This is a genomic window from Snodgrassella gandavensis (assembly GCF_914768025.1).
Lineage (GTDB): Bacteria > Pseudomonadota > Gammaproteobacteria > Burkholderiales > Neisseriaceae > Snodgrassella > Snodgrassella gandavensis.
The window spans coordinates 111,324-129,006 of record NZ_CAJZCE010000003.1 but is presented as its reverse complement, the minus strand read 5'-3'; the positions used below and the strand labels follow the sequence as shown (position 1 = coordinate 129,006).

Genomic DNA, 17,683 nt, shown 5'->3' with positions numbered 1-17,683 from the left:
CATATTATTGAATGTTTCATGACTATTTTACTGGGATAGTAGCTTCAGCTTCTTTTAGTAGGTATACGATTGGGCACTTCTACATTTTCCAGTAATATGGCTGCTGCGCCCGGCGCAGCGGAATATTTGAGAAAATCGTTTCTGTGAATGATGATTTTTTAAAATAAAAAACTGCTTAAACCTTTATCTGTATGGAAAGTTAAGCCAGCTTTCCAGAAAGTAATCTCAGCTAATTATATAAATAAAAACAGGGCAAAACTGTTTACGGTTTTGCCCTGTTGGGAGACATAGCAGTGGCTGTATCACACAGCCACTGCTATGAGTGTGGTTATAACCAAGTGTATTTATAGCCCAGTGTGCCTTTGAAACCTTTGCGTTTATCACTGCCAAAGTTTTTCTCATAACGCACATCGCCATAGAAATGGCTTTGACGGGTTATCGGTAGCTGGATACCTACACCCACTTCACCCCAGGTTTTGGCATATTCTTCTTTCAGGCTGTCGCGGCCGATATCAACAGATTTCGGATTGACAAAGTCATGCCAGATATTGGTAATACCATAGAAGGATGCAGATGGTAAAGTATCAGTTGTAGCACCATTGTAGCCAAAACGCATACCCACACGGCCGCGTAGGGCAGATGGATTATGCTGGTCGACGTGGCGAATTCCGTCATTGAAATTATCCAGAGACAGATATTGGTATACCAATTGAGCCTGTGGTTCAACAAACCAGTTATTTCCATAAACGGTGAAAGATTTACCGGCTTCGGCTGACACAGCGGCACCCCAGCCGTTCTGATGTACGGATTCATTGGTACGGGCATTGTATTTATTGCGCAGATAGGTTACCTGACCAACCAAATCAACATAGCCGCCATTATTGCCATAGAATGTGCCATAACCGCCAACGCTTACTGCATCAGTACGGCCTTTACCGGTGTAATGGTCGTCAACAACATAGCCATTCTCGGCGCGATACTGATCGCGGAAGTCATTTTCATTGTGCCCATAAGCCACATAGCCACCAATATGCCGGCGGGTTCCGGTTTTATTGTTTTCATCCAGAATAAAATCGTGGCCAATCTGGAGTACGGATTGATTACCGGCTGTATCCAGACGTTGTTTGCCATTCTTATCCAGATGTTTCACCACAATTCTACCCCATGTCTGCTGTTGGCTATTGCCAAGAGTAGTATTGTTGGCACCACTGATATTGTAAGTCTGATTTTTACTGCGCCGCTCATGTAAGGTACCAATAGTGGTAAAGCCCAGTTCCATATCCACTGTAGGCATCTGTACGTAGGCAGATACCGGTTCCGCATAAATCAGTACTTCTTTAGGCGAAGTAGGTTTGATAGGTTTAGCCGGATCAGTTGGTTTAGCCGGATCAGTTGGTTCAGCCGGATCAGTTGGTTTAGCCGGATCGGTTGGTTCAGCCGGATCAGTTGGTTTAGCCGGATCAGTTGGTTTAGCCGGATCGGTTGGTTCAGCCGGATCAGTTGGTTTAGCCGGATCAGTTGGTTTAGCCGGATCAGTTGGTTTAGCCGGATCAGTTGGTTCAGCCGGATCAGTTGGTTTAGCCGGATCAGTTGGTTTATTCGGATCAGTTGGTTTATTCGGATCAGTAGGTTTATTCGGATCAGTAGGTTTATTCGGATCAGTAGGTTTATTCGGATCAGTTGGTTTATTCGGATCGGTTGGTTTAGCCGGATCAGTAGGTTTAGTCGGATTAATAGGGTCAGGTTGAACTGGTTTGCTTGTGCTAGCTGTTAATGTCCATGCATACTCAGTTACAATTTTGCCGTCTTTTAGAACTTTTTGTCCCTGAAGCTGGGCTGTAGTGGCACTCTGGTATAAGGGTTGATCACCTTTAAAATCGCTTATGCCGCTGTTCTGGTCGTGCACAATAATTACAGGGGTAGAGCGTATTTCGCCCATTGCCGGCTTAGTAATATCGCCAAGAATACCGTTTTGGGTTGTTACTGTTGTCTGCCCACCAGATACATGACCGTTAATAATAAGCTGGTCACTATAAGAGTTTTCGATATCTTTGTTCCATAGCGTATTTACTATTAGCGTTCCGCCACCGATATAGTCCTCTACTGTGATTTTATGGTAATTATTTTTATCCTTGGCTTCAGCAAGTGATAATTTTTTAAATTCATATGTTTTGTCTTGTGTATTAGTCAGCTTTTTGAGTGTGGAGTCTCCAGTGCTTATCCATAGGCCATCATTAATCAGATTTATTTCTCCACCGGATTTATCATTGATAGTACCAGTGAATGTGCCATGATTAGTTAATTCTATCTGTCCACCTTCAGTTTTGATATCACCAGTTAATTTGCCCTGATTAGTCAGATCTATCTGCCCACCTTCAGTTTTGATATCACCAGTTAATTCGCCCTGATTAGTCAGATTTATCTGCCCACCTTTAGTCTCGACATTACCAGTGAATTTGGCATTATTGGCGTTGATTGCTGTAATTGAACCAATGGAATTCGTATTGATAAGGTCGCCCTTAAAGCTACCAGAATTGTTGAATGAAATTTCGCCAGTACCGTCATTCTTGATATTTTTCTGTAAATTTTTATTATTGATTACAGTAATAGAACCATTAGCAGAGTTAGTAATATTCTTATTAGCGCTGATACCATTATTTGTTAAAGTAATAGTTCCAGCACCAGCATTGGTGATATTGCCGCTAAGCAAGCCAGACTCAGAATTATTGATATTGATAGAACCGTTGCCACCATTATTAATACTACCTAAAAGTCGCCCTGTATTCTTAACCTCAAGAGTACCATCTTGTTTGTTGTTTATAACAGAAGCAGTAGTAGAGTTTAATATACCATCATTATTAATGGATAACGTGCCTTTCCCGTTATGGACAACAGTATCAACTACACTGGCTATGTGCGCAGTTGATGTATTATTAAAAATTACTTTATCCTTATTTGTTAGCTTGTTATCTGTTTCTATAACTGTATTTTCTCCATTATTTACAGTCAGTTCGCCTCCAATAGTTAATGTACTATTTGCTGATAAGTGAAAACCTACTGCGGTTAAATCTGTAACTTTTGTATCAGCTTTTTTAACCTGAATATTAGTGTTTCCTTGAGTTATATAGCTGGCATTCTCAATATTAACAACTGAACTCTTTTCTGAACTTGTAGCAAAGTCTATATAAGTATCACCGCCTATTTTTATCGTTCCGTTATGAAGTTCAATTGCAGCAAGCCCAGATTCACCAGCTTTTGCGTTTATTATAAGATTTCCATCGATACTCATATTTGAATTTTTATTATTCTTAGAATCATGTTGAGCAATCGCTACGCCTTTTTTATTTTGTAATATGGTTAGGTTGTCATGCACGTTAATAATGCCGCCCTTGTTGATGATCCCTGAGGATTGAGATCCATCAATTTCAATATTCTTGTGAACAGTAATTTTACTGTCCTCATTATTAATACCTACTTTGGCACCTTCTGATTTGTCGGCAATAATTATGTCGCCGACATCTAATGTAGAATCACCCTTATTTGAAATAATGGTGGCATTAGCTCCATTGTTCCCAATGTCCAATTGCCCACTAATTACTGCGTGTGCTTTATTATTAAGATGTAGAGCACCACTTTCTTCCGTTGTTCCATCACTTGTAATCGGTAAATCATCAGTGGTAAACTCTTCATTATCTAAATAAATTACCCTTTTTGCGTTTCCTCCTTTCGAAGACCCAACTCCCTCAAGACAAGGTGCCAATACACTTGCATTTTGGGTGGTAAAGGTTTCTTTATCCTGTTTAGCACCACGTGTAGTACATTCAATATTTTTGGCATATGAATTTATACTAGTCAAAGCCAGAGCAATCGCTACTACGATTTTGCTACAGTTGTTCTTAGTTTTGCCACGTGCTAGCTCCGAGCAGGCCACCCATGTCTGGGTAGATTCACTCCATTTGGATTTATAAATGTTATTCATTGGTTTCCTTGATTGTGTAAATGTTTACAAAAATAAATTTTCAGCTTTTAATTAAAAATTTACTCTATTTGTATTGTGTCTGTGATTTCTTAATAAAATAGATAAAATGCTGAATAAATTAATTATATAAGAAAATTTATACCAGATACAAACAAAGTTATCTTAATGCTATTAATATGTTAGAGATTTAACAAAGTCAGTTTGTATACAAAAATGAAAAAAGCCAATATTTCTGTAAGGGTGAATATAATTTATGCTGTAAATGTAAATACCCCATAATCAGTACAAAATTGATGTAGCAAATTATGCTGTTTATTTTAGGGTTTTATATTCAATTGGTGTCATATTATTTAGTGCTTTGTGAGGTATTTCGGTGTTATAAGTTATTAGCCATTCTTCAGTTACCTTACTTGCCTGTTGCCGATTATTAAAAAGATATAAATCCAGTACCTCTGTACGATCGATACGATTAAATCGTTTAATATAGTCATTTGGATACGGGCAGCCGGGGTTGATGTACGCTATAGCTATACCACGTGATTTTGCCTAGTTAGTAAACGTGTTTCCGGTAAATTCCGGTTCATTATTCATCTGTATTTCTGGTGGATAACCCTGATATTCAGCCAGTTTATTCAGATAATGGGTAATCCTGCCAGCCGGTAAACTGACCGCAATATTAATGCCTAATGCCTCACGATTAAAGTCATCTAGCACATTGAAAATTCTAAAACGCTGTTGATTGCGATTGCTGTCACCCATAAAATTCATTGACCAGCATTCATCTGGCTTATTCGGTACTGATAGCTTTGCTGGGCTTCGTGAAGGAGTATATTTTTTACGCTTTACTCTGAAATTAAGCTTTAATTCACAGTACACCCGATAAACAGGTTTATGATTTTATTTATCGCCAAACTTGCTGATGCGATTAAAACATTTGGAAAAGCCCCAGTGTAAATGCCTGTCAGTGATAGCGCTTAGTAGCGACATAATCACTGAATTATCTTGTAACTTGGGTTGATAATAGTAAGCACAGCGGCTTAAGCCAACAATGGCGCAGCTTATGGTAATTGTAACGGAATGACTTTCTTGCAATTGCACTGCCCAAGCTTTACATGCCTTGGTAGGCACTAGCGCTTTTTTATGATTTCCTCCTGAAACTGAGATTTTAAACTCAGCTCGGCAAACATTTGCTTAGGCTTACGGTTTTCAGTTTCCAGTTCCTTTAAACGTTTAATATCAGCGGTTTCTATACCACCATATTTATCACGCCATTGATAAAAAGTCGAAAAGTCGAGTTGCTGATGTCATATTTACGGCAAAGTTCTTTGACCGAGATACCCGCTTGAGCTTCTTTTAAAATGGATACGATTTGTTGTTCAGTCATTTTTGCATGTTTAAATCCTCTGTGGGTTAATGAAGAGAATTTTCTACTTCGAGGCTGTTCTATTTTAGGGGATAGTTACACTAGCATTGTCGCTATTGAGTAGGCGCAATCAGTCTTGTATTGAGCGTTGCAAAGCAGGGTATCCCAAAACCAGTGGATGGCTGCATCATCATATTTAGCCGATAAGCAAGCGCAAATTTTTATTCTGCACTATTGGTGGAATATCATCTTAGTTTTCAGGTAAAGGCTGGCTGCTACTGTCTGTATTTTCGGGCAGAAGTTGGCCAGTTTCATAGCTACCTGCTGCATTGTCTGTTTCTCAGCTCTCTATCACTGGTTTGCGCTGCTAACATAGCTGTTAGGGGGAGATAGGGTAGATGTGGCTATATATTCCACAGTAGTGTGGCTGCTGCACTCGGCGCAGCGGAATATTTGAGAAAATCGTTTTTGTGAATGATGATTTTTTAAAATAACAAACTGCTTAAACTTATATTTGTATGGAAGTTTAAGCTGGCTTTTGAGAAAGTAATCTCAGCCAATTATATAAATAAAAACAGGGCAAAACTGTTTACGGTTTTGCCCTGTTGGGAGACATAGCAGTAGCTGTATCACACAGCCACTGCTATGAGTGTGGTTATAACCAAGTATATTTATAGCCCAGTGTGCCTTTGAAACCTTTGCGTTTATCACTGCCAAAGTTTTTCTCATAACGCACATCGCCATAGAAATGGCTTTGACGGGTTATCGGTAGCTGGATACCTACACCCACTTCACCCCAGGTTTTGGCATATTCTTCTTTCAGGCTGTCGCGGCCGATATCAACAGATTTCGGATTGACAAAGTCATGCCAGATATTGGCAATGCCATAGAAAGATGAAGGCGGTAAATTATCAGTTGGAGTACCATTGTAGCCAAAACGCATACCCACACGGCCGCGCAGGGCAGATGGATTATGCTGATCAATGTGGCGAATTCCGTCATTGAAATTGTCCAGAGACAGATACTGGTACACCAATTGAGCCTGTGGTTCGACAAACCAGTTATTTCCATAAACGGTGAAAGATTTACCGGCCTCGGCTGACACTGCGGCGCCCCAGCCGTTCTGATGTACGGATTCATTGGTACGGGCATTGTATTTATTGCGCAGATAGGTTACCTGACCAACCAAATCAACATAGCCGCCATTATTGCCATAGAATGTGCCATAACCGCCAACGCTTACTGCATCAGTACGGCCTTTACCGGTGTAATGGTCGTCAACAATATAGCCATTTTCAGCGCGATACTGATCGCGGAAGTCATTTTCATTGTGCCCATAGGCCACATAGCCACCAATATGCCGGCGGGTTCCGGCTTGATCGTTTTCATCCAGAATAAAATCGTGGCCAATCTGGAGTACAGATTGATTACCGGCTGTATCCAGACGTCGTTTGCCATTCTTATCCAGATGTTTCACCAGAACTCTACCCCATGTCTGCTGCTGTTTATCGCCAAGGGCAGTATTGTTGGCGCCAGTGATGTTGTAAGTCTGATTTTCACCGCGCCGCTCATGTAAGGTACCAATGGTGGTAAAGCCCAGTTCCATATCCACTGTAGGCATCTGTACGTAGGCAGATACCGGCTCTGCATAAATCGGTACTTCTTTAGGTGGAGTAGGTTTGATAGGTTTAGCCGGATCAGTAGATTCTGTAGCCTTTAATGTCCATGCATAATCAGTGCTACCGTCGTGATCTATTTTCTTGAGATTGGCTTTACCGGCATTCTTAGTTGGAGAATCACCTGTAAAACCTTGTCCATCGATTTCCCCTTCTACGTGAATAACAGCTTTTGGATGAGTAATATCTATCTCTTTTTGTGTTATGTCTCCGTAGATAATATTTCCTTGGGTCTCTACTGTTGTGAGGCCGGTTACCTTACCTTTAATATTAACGCGGTCGGTATAACCGGTGCCATTTTTACTGATGGAATCATCATTCCAGAGCGTATTAACAACTATCTTGCCGCCACCGGTATAGTCACCTTGTACCGTGATGGTATGGTATTTATTTTCATCATTGATATCAGCTAAAGATATTTTTGGAAACTCAATAGTGCCGGTGTTAATCATCCGTGATAAGGTGGAATCTCCGGTATTTATCCATGTGCCCTGATTAGTCAGATCTATTTTTTCGTTTGCACTGGGATTGTTGGTAGTACCAGTGAAAGTACCGTTATTGTTAAAGGTAATATTGCTATTAGTATTCTTGGCATTGTTGGCAGTACCAGTGAAAGTACCATTATTTTCAAAGACAATGCGGCCATTACCATTATTAGTAATCTCACCTGTAATCGTACCTGTATTTTTGACAATGATATCACCAGCTGCATGGTTATTTATATTACTGGCAATCTTCCCTAGTTCTTTATTGTTGATATCAATCTTACCTTTTCCATAGTTGTCTACCTTACCCGAGAGGATACCTGTATTTTTTACGGTAAGAGTACTAGTAGATTCGTTCGTTTCTTTGCTTTTTAAGACTGAACCGGCTGTTGATTCTAATCTACCTTCATTATCAATTTCTAATGTACCATTTGAATTGTGAACAACGATATCTGCACTATCAGTGATGATTTTACCGTTTGCTTTATTATGGAAAACGGCTTCTTCTCTAGCAAGTAGTCTTCCGTCAGTTGCAATAATGATGTTTTTCCCTGAATTTACTGTTACTTTGCCATTATTAATAAAATGTCCATCGTCTCCTAAAATTATCCCTATAATGTCATTATAATTCTCGTCAAGCTCATTTTTAATTTCGATATTTGCTCCTCCATTAGCTGTATACTTACCATTTGAGACAGAAATTGCTGAAACATAACGATCTGGACTTCTGTTATTGTTAACCTCATTAGTATCTTTTATCATCAAAATAGTTGTTTTCTTTCCGACGGATAAGTCTCCAGATAGAATACGGATGGCCTCATTGTTACCAACTATTTTATTGGTGGTAATATTGAGATCGCCCGTCGTCTCTATGGATGTGTCTGTGTTCTCATCTTCTCCTTGCGAAATAGCGTAATTTGTATTTGATGTGGTTATGTTAATATTGGCTGCTGTAATTCGACCGTCATTTGAGATAGCTATCTGCCCCCCATTTATAGGATCGGTCGCTGTAATGGTAATGTTGCCGCCTACATTAATGATACTATTAGAATTCACAATTCCGTTGCCAGCATTCGGTGCTGTTTCTTGAATCTTTATATCGCCGTTAACTTCTAACGAAGAATGGTTGCTAGCTTTAATCGCAGTTGTATTGTTTCCGATGGTCTTTGCTGTCAACTTCTGGATCTTTGCTTTAGAGTTTTTAAGTGAAAGAGCATTCTTGTTGCCATCACCTGAAGAGTTATTAGTAATTTCTACATCCTTGGCTGTTAGTGATGAATTATTAGTTAACGCTATTGTTTTATCTTCACCACTGTTTAATTTAACTTCGTCTCTTTCTATACTTATCGTTGCATTGTTTGCAGAAATCGAGTTATATGTAAATCCTGTTAATTTACACTCCTCAGAATTTGAAGCGTTAATATCTGAATCTGAAGAATTACAAGCAGCGTACGAGCTGATACTGGTTAAGGCTAATGCAATCGCTACAACAATTTTGCTACAGTTGTTCTTAATTTTGCCACGTGCCAGCTCCGAGCAGGCTACCCATGTCTGGGTGGATTCACTCCATTTAGATTTGTAAATTCTATTCATCAGTAATCCTTAATCATGTAAATGTTGAAAAGTAAATTTTAATTTTTAATTAAAATCTACACTGTTTGATTTCAATATGTCATTTATTGATAAAATAAATAAAATTATGTATATATGGATTATAGAAGATAAGTCATATCATATCCAAATAAAGTTAACTTTATGCTATTTGTGTGCTGAAGCTGTAACAGAGCTGCTTTTGCTTACCAACAAAAAAGGTAATATTTTGATGATGGTTAACATGGTTTATGCATATGGGTGGTGAGTGGAAATAAAGCTATAGCTATGTCCGATAAATTAGTCCTTTAGTTTAATATGGCTCAGATATTATTAAAGGAATTATAAGGGTTAATGAAAGTTTTTGTTATTTATAGGTAATAATATTATATGTTATTCGGATAAGGTTAGATTTAAAGCCTGTAGTGGCGGTATATTTACGTTAAGATTAAAAAAAATAAAAATTATGTATAATTGTGTTAATTTTGCAGCTATGAAGATATAGCAGATATTTTATTTGGACTATTATCTGTTTATCTGTGGGATGAATGGATATATTTTGGAAAGGTATTTAGTGCGCTTTTGGGAGTAAGTGTATCAAGACATAGTGTACTGATAAATATATGTATTGTTGGTATGTTATGTAAAGATCAGATCACGTTGTTTATGAGTCTAAAATCTTCCAAGAGTGGGTACTAGTCCGAAAGGCAAACTATTATCAGAATTTTGTCGTTTGAGCTGTCTGTGTAACTGTTTTATTTATTTTGCAGATTGATGGACTGTGAAGTGATAAAAAAAGCCGCTTGATAGCGGTTTTGATGATAATTCTGCCTGATGCAAAATTTGGTGGGGTTTTTTTGGTGGGTCCAGTGGGGTTCGAACCCACGACCAAGGGATTATGAGTCCCCTGCTCTAACCCCTGAGCTACAGACCCGTGAAGCGCGTATTGTAGCCAAGATGGATTGCTATTGCAAGGTTTTACATAAAAAATCATCCGCTGTGCGCGGATGATTTTGGTTTTAAAAGATAAAAAGTTTACTGTTTGTTTTCATCGCTGTCGAGGAAGCTTTTCAGCCGGTCGGAGCGGGTAGGGTGGCGCAGTTTACGCAGGGCTTTGGCCTCAATCTGGCGAATACGCTCACGGGTCACGTCAAACTGTTTACCGACTTCTTCGAGGGTGTGGTCGGTATTCATGTCGATGCCAAAGCGCATACGCAGTACTTTGGCTTCGCGCGGGGTGAGGCTTTCGAGTACATCTTTGGTTACTTCACGCAGGCTGGAGTACATGGCTGCATCTGCTGGTGCTACGTTGTTTGCGTCTTCGATAAAGTCGCCCAGATGTGAATCATCATCATCGCCAATCGGTGTTTCCATGGAAATGGGTTCTTTGGCGATTTTCATGATTTTGCGGATTTTGTCTTCCGGCATTTCCATCAGCTCAGCCAGTTTGGCGGAATCGGCTTCTTCGCCGTTTTCCTGTAAGTACTGGCGGGAAATGCGATTCATTTTGTTGATGGTTTCAATCATGTGTACCGGAATGCGGATGGTACGCGCCTGATCTGCGATTGAGCGGGTGATGGCCTGACGAATCCACCATGTAGCATAAGTGGAAAATTTGTAGCCACGCCGGTATTCGAATTTGTCTACGGCTTTCATCAGGCCGATGTTGCCTTCCTGAATTAGGTCGAGAAATTGCAGGCCGCGATTGGTGTATTTTTTGGCAATGGAGATAACCAGTCGCAGGTTGGCCTGAATCATTTCCTGCTTGGCCGCGGCTGTTTCTTGCTCGCTTTTGACCATGTTTTTGTTAATCTGTTTGAGTTCGTCCAGTGAAATCTGGGCGGTTTGTTCGAGGTTGGCCAGTTCGGTTTGCTTTTCGATGATGGCATACTGGAAGCGGCGCAGGGCTTCGTTCCAAACACGGTTCAGGGACAGTTCTTCATCTACCCAGCCCAGATCGGTGGTACGGTTGGCGAAGCTTTTGATAAAGTAGTCGCGTTCCATGTGTACTCGGTTGAGGGCGATATCGCGGATGTCGCGTTCGAGTTGCCGTACCTGACTAACGCGCATGCGCAGGTTGTCGCACAGGCTTTCTATCTGACGGGTAGCAAAGCGCACTTGCAATAGCTGTTCGGCAATTTCTTGTTGCAGTTTGAGGTAGTCGGCATGCTGGCTGCCTTTTTCCTGTAAGGCGGCAACCATGGCTTCGTAGCGGCTTTGAATACCGTCGAAATGTTCGAGGGTTTTCTGGCGCAGTTCTTCGAGATTGGCGGATGCGGCCAGTGCTGCGTTTTCTTCGTCGCTTTCTTCGGAGTCGTCATCAACTTCTACGCTGTCGTCGCTGTCGTCAACAACTTCGGCATCGTCGCTTTTGCTGTCTAGTCCTATACCGAGTTCGTCCAGTAGTTCTTCATGTGGGTCGACGATGGCTTCGACTACTTCATCTACTTTGATTTCGTCTTTGCGTACGGCATCGATGAGGGTCAGTATTTCTGCAACTGAACCGGGGCAGGCGGAAATGGCCTGAATCATGTTGCGCAGGGCATTTTCGATTTTTTTGGCGATGATGATTTCATCTTCGCGGGTTAGCAGGTCTACTTGTCCCATTTCGCGCATGTACATGCGTACAGGGTCGGTAGTGCGGCCGAATTCGTTGTCTGCATTGGACAGTGCAGCTTCTGCTTCGGCTACTGCATCATCGTCGGTCATGTTGGCGGTGTTGTCGCCCATCAACAGGCTTTCGGCATCAGGTGCTTCTTCGGTGACTTGAATGCCGAGGCCGGAAATCATGGAAACGATGTTGTCGATCTGATCTGCATCTGACATTTCGTCGGGCAGGGCATCGTTGATTTCGGCGTAGGTGATGTACCCACGTTCTTTGCCTTGAATAATTAGCTGGCGCAAGCGGGCGCGCTGTTCTTCTGCGGTTAATGGACGTGCGTCATCTTGCTCTTGACTGGTATCGATGGTGGTCTTTTTCGGTGTTGAGTTTGCCATGGTTTACTCGATGTTTTTGCAGCGGCTTTGTCGCTGCAAGCGGTTGTAGTGGTGTCATTCTATGCTGACGGTATTTTGGGCGGGCTTAAGAGCAGCAGTAGTAACTGTTTTTCGTCGGCACTTAGTTTTCCATGCTGGAGTTTGCGCTTCAACGCATCAATCTGCTGTGTCTTAAGGTTGTCCAGTAATTTTTGCATGCCCTGTTTGAACGTGGTGCAGTCATCTTCATTTCCTGGCTGCATAACATCCGGTGAATCCAGATAGTCATGGATAATCTGCCGGATGATGGGTTCAAATTCTGTGTTACGCATCAGTTCCAGCACGGCACCACTGTTCAGTGGTGTAACGGAGGCTTGTATGCGTTCGGCCAGCGCGGCGAGGCATGCATAGTCGCCGTGCAGGTCGAGATATTCTGGTAGTTCTATATATACGGCCCATTGTGGATTTATCAATAGTGCACGTATCTGCTTTTGTGCCAGTGACATGACTGGGGGCTGCCGGAATGTATTCTGAGGTAAGCGGTAATTTTTCTGTTGTATAGCCGGTTGTCTGGGTTGCTGCTGTCCCAGTAGTTGAGCCAGGTTATGTTCGTCTATGCCTACTTTCTGGCTAAGTTCCTGACGGAGCAGGAAAGACAGTGCTGGGGCTTTGATTTGTGCCAATAAGGGGCTGGCTGTTTTAATCAGTTCAGCTTTGCCTTCTTGTGTGTTGAGATCGATGCTTTCAGTCAGGGTTTGCCAGAAGTAGGCTGATAATGGCAGGCTTTGGTTAAGTAAGGCGTCTTCAAAGGTTTTTAAACCATGGCTGCGTACGTAGCTGTCTGGGTCATGTTCGGCCGGTAAAAACAGGAAGTGTAAAATTTTGTCATCTTTTAGCTGCGGTAAGGCATTTTCCAATGCGCGCCAGGCGGCTTTTTTGCCGGCAGTATCGCCATCAAAGCAGAAATAGATGTGATCACTTTGGCGCATTAATAGACGTACATGTTCGGCTGTGGTGGCTGTGCCCAGTGCAGCTACGGCATAGCCCAGACCAAACTGTGCCAGTGCGACTACGTCCATATAACCTTCTACTACCAGTACTCGTTGGGCTTCTTTGATTGCAGCTCGTGCTTCATACAGGCCATACAGGTTTCGGCCTTTGTCAAATAAGGGGGTTTCTGGTGAGTTGAGGTATTTAGGTTCGCCGGTTTCAATGATGCGGGCACCAAATCCGATTATCTGGCCACGGGTGCTGCGGATGGGAAACATGATGCGATCGCGAAAGCGGTCGTAATGGCGGTCATCTTTGGTTATGACCATGCCGCTGTTTACTAGTGCATTGCTTGGATAGGGTTGGAAGACTTTGGCTAGTGCCTGCCAGTCATCCGGGGCATAGCCGAGGCCGTAATGGATGATGATTTCGTCACTGAGGCCGCGTTGCTGTAAATAATTTTGGGCACGCAATGAGGTTTTTAGTTGCTGCTGATAGTATGTGGCGGCTGCGGCGGTGGTTTGTTCAAGGGTTTGCTGTTGCTGTTTGTGTGCTTTTTGTGCCTGTGGATTACTGTGGCCGGCCTGCTTTGGGACGGTCGTGCCAATACGGTCGGCCAGAAACTGTACGGCTTCCTGAAAACTCAGTCCCTGATATTCCATGATAAAGCCTATGGCGGAACCATGCACGCCACAGCCAAAGCAGTGATAAAACTGTTTGGTGGGGCTAACGGAAAAGGAGGGTGATTTTTCTTTATGAAATGGGCAGCAGGCCATGTAGTTGGCTCCGCTTTTTTTCAGCGGTACAAACTCTTCGATTACGTCAACGATATCGATTTTATTCAATAGTTCGTCAATAAATTCGCCTGGTATCATGCCAACTACGCCTGTCTACTTCTATGCTAAAGATTTAAAACCTGTTTTTTAGGTTTGTTTGTGCTGCTGTTGTTAATTATCAGGCTAAAAGCTGTTTGATTTTTTTGCTGACTTCACTCATGTCGGCTTTGCCAGCTAGTGTTTTTTTCAAAACACCCATTACTTTGCCCATGTCACTGGGTTGTGTGGCACCGACGCTGGCAATGGCATCTTGGATTTCGGCTTCGATTTCGGCGTCATCTAGCATTTTAGGCAGGTATTGTTGTAACAGGTTGATTTCTGCCTGCTCTTTTTCGGCCAGATCATTTCTGCCACCTTCGGTATACATACGTACAGATTCTTTGCGCTGTTTGACCATTTTGCTGATGATTGCTGTGAAGCGACTATCGTCGACTTCGATTCGTTCGTCTACTTCGATCTGTTTTATTGCAGCCAGTGCCATGCGGATGGTAGACAGGGTAGTTGAGTCATGGTTGCGCAAGGCTGTTTTCATGTCTTCCTGCAGTTGTTGTTTTAGGCTCATAATGGATGCTCGCAATGAAATGAATAAGTATTAATTGAATTGATGGTTAGTAGTTTATTGCTATGTTTCCGGTTTGCTACAGTTTTTAATCGTTAAAATGCAAATACCGCAAGCAATAGCCTGCGGTATTGTTTTTTATGGTGTTCACCCGGCTGCAAGACTTGATGAGCCAGCGATACCAATTAACCAATTAATAGTATTTTGGTTGCAATTGCTGGCTGCGCAAGCGTTTCTGCAAACGTTTTACGGCTGCTGCTTTTTTGCGTTTACGTTCGGTAGTTGGTTTTTCGTAAGCTTCGCGTGCACGTAGTTCGGTCATCAGGCCGGTTTTTTCTACAGTGCGTTTGAAACGGCGCATTGCAACTTCAAAAGGTTCATTTTCTTTTACACGTACAGAAGGCATGTTTTTTCCTGAGTAAATTAATTTTGTTACTGATTTATTCATCAGTATGGTAAATACTGAATTACTGCCATTTGATGGCAAAGGCGGTGTTTACGGTACCGCATAACCGTCTACAACATCACCTCCCAAGGTGTAAATGATGGCTATATCTGTATGTATAAAAGTATAAACAGATATATGGTTATTTTAAATAAATAAGGTTTAATTATGGCTGATTAAATCTGTGTCGTCAAGATGATGTTGAATAGATTGATGCTGATATTTTCTACAAATATTTGTGTTAGATACGATTTACTCGGCGAATCTGGGGTATGGAGTGCAGATCGCGTGTGATTAGGTTGAGCTGGTCTAAGTCTTTTACTTGTAATACAAAGCGAAATTCGATAAATCCTTCCACGCCTTCAAGTTTTTTTGATGTGGTTTCTACTGATTTGATGTTGCTGCCATTAGAGGAGATAGCCTCCGCTATGGTAGCCAGCAGGCCATGGCTATCGATAGCATTCAGGCACAGGGTGACTTGGTAGTTGTCTGCCTGCATGATATCCCAGTTGGCATCCAGTTGAAGCTCGGGATCTGTTTTGAGGATGTTGTTGCAGGTATCGCGATGTATGATGATTCCCTCATCTTTAATCAGCAGTGCTTTGATGGCATCGCCGGGAATAGGGTGGCAGCATTTGGCCAGATGAATATGTGCTGATTCGTTGCCGGTGAGGTTAATTGGTGTGAGTTTGATGGTGTTGTTAAAGTGTTCTCCAGCCAGCTCGGCAATATGCATGGCCACTGAGACAGGTTGCAGTAATCCCATGCCAACTTCGCACAGGACGTTTTCAAATGAGGTGTTTTTTAGGCGTAAATCAGCCAGATATTTGTCTTTCAGGCTGTCAGACAGTAAAACATTTTCTGGCAACAGGCTGGACAGTGCTTTTTGTAGTAGCTTTTCGCCCAGACGTATGGCATCGCAACGATTCATTTTTTTTATCTGGCTGCGGATGGCGCTGCGTGCATGGCTGGATACGGTAAAGGCTAGCCATGCTGGTGTGGGATGGCCATTACTTGAGGTGATGATTTCTACTGTATCACCTGTATGCAAGCGGGTACGCAATGGCATTAGGTTATGGTTGATACGTGCTGATACGGTGCGGTTGCCAATATCGGTATGGACTGCATAGGCAAAATCAACGGGTGTGGCACCTTCTGGCAAGGTGATGATTTTACCTTTAGGGGTGAAAACATATACTTCATTCGGAAACAGATCGGTTTTTACATGCTCAAGAAATTCAATGGCGTTGGCACTGTGAGCCTGAATGTCGAGAATGCTTTGCAGCCACTGGTTGGTACGCATCTGTGCCTGATCAAAGCTGTTCTGTTCGCCATCTTTGTGCATCCAGTAGCTGGCAATGCCGCGTTCGGCTATGGTGTCCATTTCATGAGTGCGTATCTGTACTTCTATCGGCAGGCCATATGGTCCAATGAGAATGGTATGCAGGCTTTGATAGCCATTGTTTTTGGGGATGGCAATGTAATCTTTGATTCGCCCTGGTTTGGGCTTATAAAGGTTATGTAAAACACCTAAGGCGGTATAGCAGGCAGGAATGTTGTTGACAATGACTCTGAAAGCGTAGATGTCCATTACGTCAGCAAAGTGTAGATTTTTGCGGCGCATTTTTTCATAAATGCTGTAAAGGTTTTTTTCTCTGCCTCTTACTTGTGCTTCGATATTGGCGCTGACCAGACGCTGGCTGAAGGCGCGCAATACTTTACCGACTACGTCGCGTCGGTTGCGCCGAGATGATTGAATGGCTTTTGCCAGAACTTCATAGCGATGGGGGTATAAATGCCTGAAAGCTAAATCCTGCAATTCACGATAAACGTGATTTAATCCGATTCGATTGGCCAGTTGTGCATAGATTTCCATGGTTTCTTGGGCAATGCGTCTTCGGCTGGCTGGTTTTTTGGCCGATAATGTGCGCATGTTGTGTAATCGGTCTGACAATTTGACGATAATCACGCGAACGTCCTGAGTCATCGCCATTATCAGTTTGCGGAAGCTTTCGGCCTGTGCTTCCTGCTGGCTATTGTATTCGAGCTTTTCCAGCTTCGATAATCCATCAACCATATTGGCGATGGTTTCGCCAAATGCTGCAATGATTTCTTCTTTGGTGGTACCGGTGTCTTCCAGTACATCATGCAGTACGCCGGCGCATAAAGCTTGTATGTCTACGTGCCATTCTGCTAGCTGGGTGGCAACTGCCAGCGGGTGAGTAATATAGGGCAAGCCGCTATTGCGAAATTGCCCCTGATGTGCAATGACACCAAATTCACATGCTTTATTGAGCAGATTCAGGTCTTCTTTGTTGAGGTAAGAAGCAGTATTCAGAAGTTTATTCTGTGCTTCAGTAATGATGGCCTGATAACTGTTTTCTATTTGCTGCTGACAGCATTTTAGCTGGGTTGCTATGCTGGTGTGTGATAAGGTATTAATCTCATTAAAAATCTTCATGCCTACAGGACCCATGGCCTCGCTGGGCATTTGGTTATCTGTAGTTGTGATGGATAAATCCTCGAAAGCTGTTTTGATTAAGACCGCTGCAAGTGCCTGTACACGTTGCTGGTTTTCAGCCAGTGATGTAGTAATGGCAAAACTGCGTTCAAGTAGCGCAGTTTTGCCAGTTTGCTCTGCCAATGAATAAATATAGGCACAAGCCTGTTCCAGTAGTTTCCAGCGTTCCTGTTTGTACAGATATTCTGTATGTGCAAACAGTTTATCCCGCCATTGGTTTGCTGGCGGTTTATAGGGTAGGCTGGGTGGAAACATGGCTATTT

The 17,683-nt window shown here is 42.4% G+C and carries 10 protein-coding genes, 1 tRNA gene and 2 pseudogenes; all 13 read right to left on the bottom strand.

Annotated elements, in window-relative coordinates; translation table 11 throughout:
* Nucleotides 1–328: 328 nt before the first annotated feature.
* Nucleotides 329–3,979: an autotransporter outer membrane beta-barrel domain-containing protein gene (locus MJ764_RS03760; protein WP_239324758.1), complete on the bottom strand. Its 3,651-nt coding sequence runs from the start codon at nucleotides 3,977–3,979 to the stop codon at nucleotides 329–331.
* Between the two features lie 312 nt (nucleotides 3,980–4,291).
* A complete protein-coding gene (locus MJ764_RS11585; protein WP_420853923.1) occupies nucleotides 4,292–4,504 on the bottom strand; it encodes an integrase core domain-containing protein in 213 nt (70 codons plus the stop codon).
* Between the two features lie 21 nt (nucleotides 4,505–4,525).
* Nucleotides 4,526–4,855, bottom strand: coding sequence for a DDE-type integrase/transposase/recombinase (locus MJ764_RS11505; RefSeq protein ID WP_338053816.1), 330 nt, complete (start codon nucleotides 4,853–4,855; stop codon nucleotides 4,526–4,528).
* Between the two features lie 251 nt (nucleotides 4,856–5,106).
* Nucleotides 5,107–5,253, bottom strand: a pseudogene (locus tag MJ764_RS11580) (IS3 family transposase); the annotation flags it as partial.
* A complete protein-coding gene (locus MJ764_RS11575; protein WP_420853919.1) occupies nucleotides 5,226–5,363 on the bottom strand; it encodes a transposase in 138 nt (45 codons plus the stop codon). The gene MJ764_RS11575 and the pseudogene MJ764_RS11580, both read right to left, overlap by 28 nt.
* Before the next feature lie 634 nt (nucleotides 5,364–5,997).
* Nucleotides 5,998–8,559 carry an autotransporter family protein gene (locus MJ764_RS03750; protein ID WP_239324754.1) on the bottom strand — a complete coding sequence of 854 codons (2,562 nt, stop codon included), beginning with the start codon at nucleotides 8,557–8,559 and terminating at the stop codon, nucleotides 5,998–6,000.
* A 459-nt stretch (nucleotides 8,560–9,018) separates the two neighbouring features.
* Nucleotides 9,019–9,096: pseudogene (locus MJ764_RS11570) on the bottom strand (ESPR domain-containing protein); the annotation flags it as partial.
* A gap of 855 nt (nucleotides 9,097–9,951) precedes the next feature.
* Nucleotides 9,952–10,027, bottom strand: a tRNA-Ile gene (locus tag MJ764_RS03740).
* Between the two features lie 101 nt (nucleotides 10,028–10,128).
* Nucleotides 10,129–12,090, bottom strand: coding sequence for an RNA polymerase sigma factor RpoD (rpoD, locus tag MJ764_RS03735; protein ID WP_239324750.1), 1,962 nt, complete (start codon nucleotides 12,088–12,090; stop codon nucleotides 10,129–10,131).
* A 59-nt stretch (nucleotides 12,091–12,149) separates the two neighbouring features.
* Complete coding sequence (gene dnaG / locus MJ764_RS03730; protein WP_239324748.1) at nucleotides 12,150–13,934, bottom strand: DNA primase; 1,785 nt, start codon at nucleotides 13,932–13,934, stop codon at nucleotides 12,150–12,152.
* Between the two features lie 79 nt (nucleotides 13,935–14,013).
* Complete coding sequence (locus MJ764_RS03725; protein ID WP_239324746.1) at nucleotides 14,014–14,457, bottom strand: GatB/YqeY domain-containing protein; 444 nt, start codon at nucleotides 14,455–14,457, stop codon at nucleotides 14,014–14,016.
* Between the two features lie 190 nt (nucleotides 14,458–14,647).
* Nucleotides 14,648–14,860 (bottom strand): 30S ribosomal protein S21, encoded by a 213-nt coding sequence (gene rpsU, locus MJ764_RS03720; protein ID WP_174827624.1) that lies wholly within the window; start codon nucleotides 14,858–14,860, stop codon nucleotides 14,648–14,650.
* A gap of 280 nt (nucleotides 14,861–15,140) precedes the next feature.
* Nucleotides 15,141–17,675, bottom strand: coding sequence for a RelA/SpoT family protein (locus tag MJ764_RS03715; RefSeq protein ID WP_239324744.1), 2,535 nt, complete (start codon nucleotides 17,673–17,675; stop codon nucleotides 15,141–15,143).
* Between the last annotated feature and the right edge of the window lie 8 nt (nucleotides 17,676–17,683).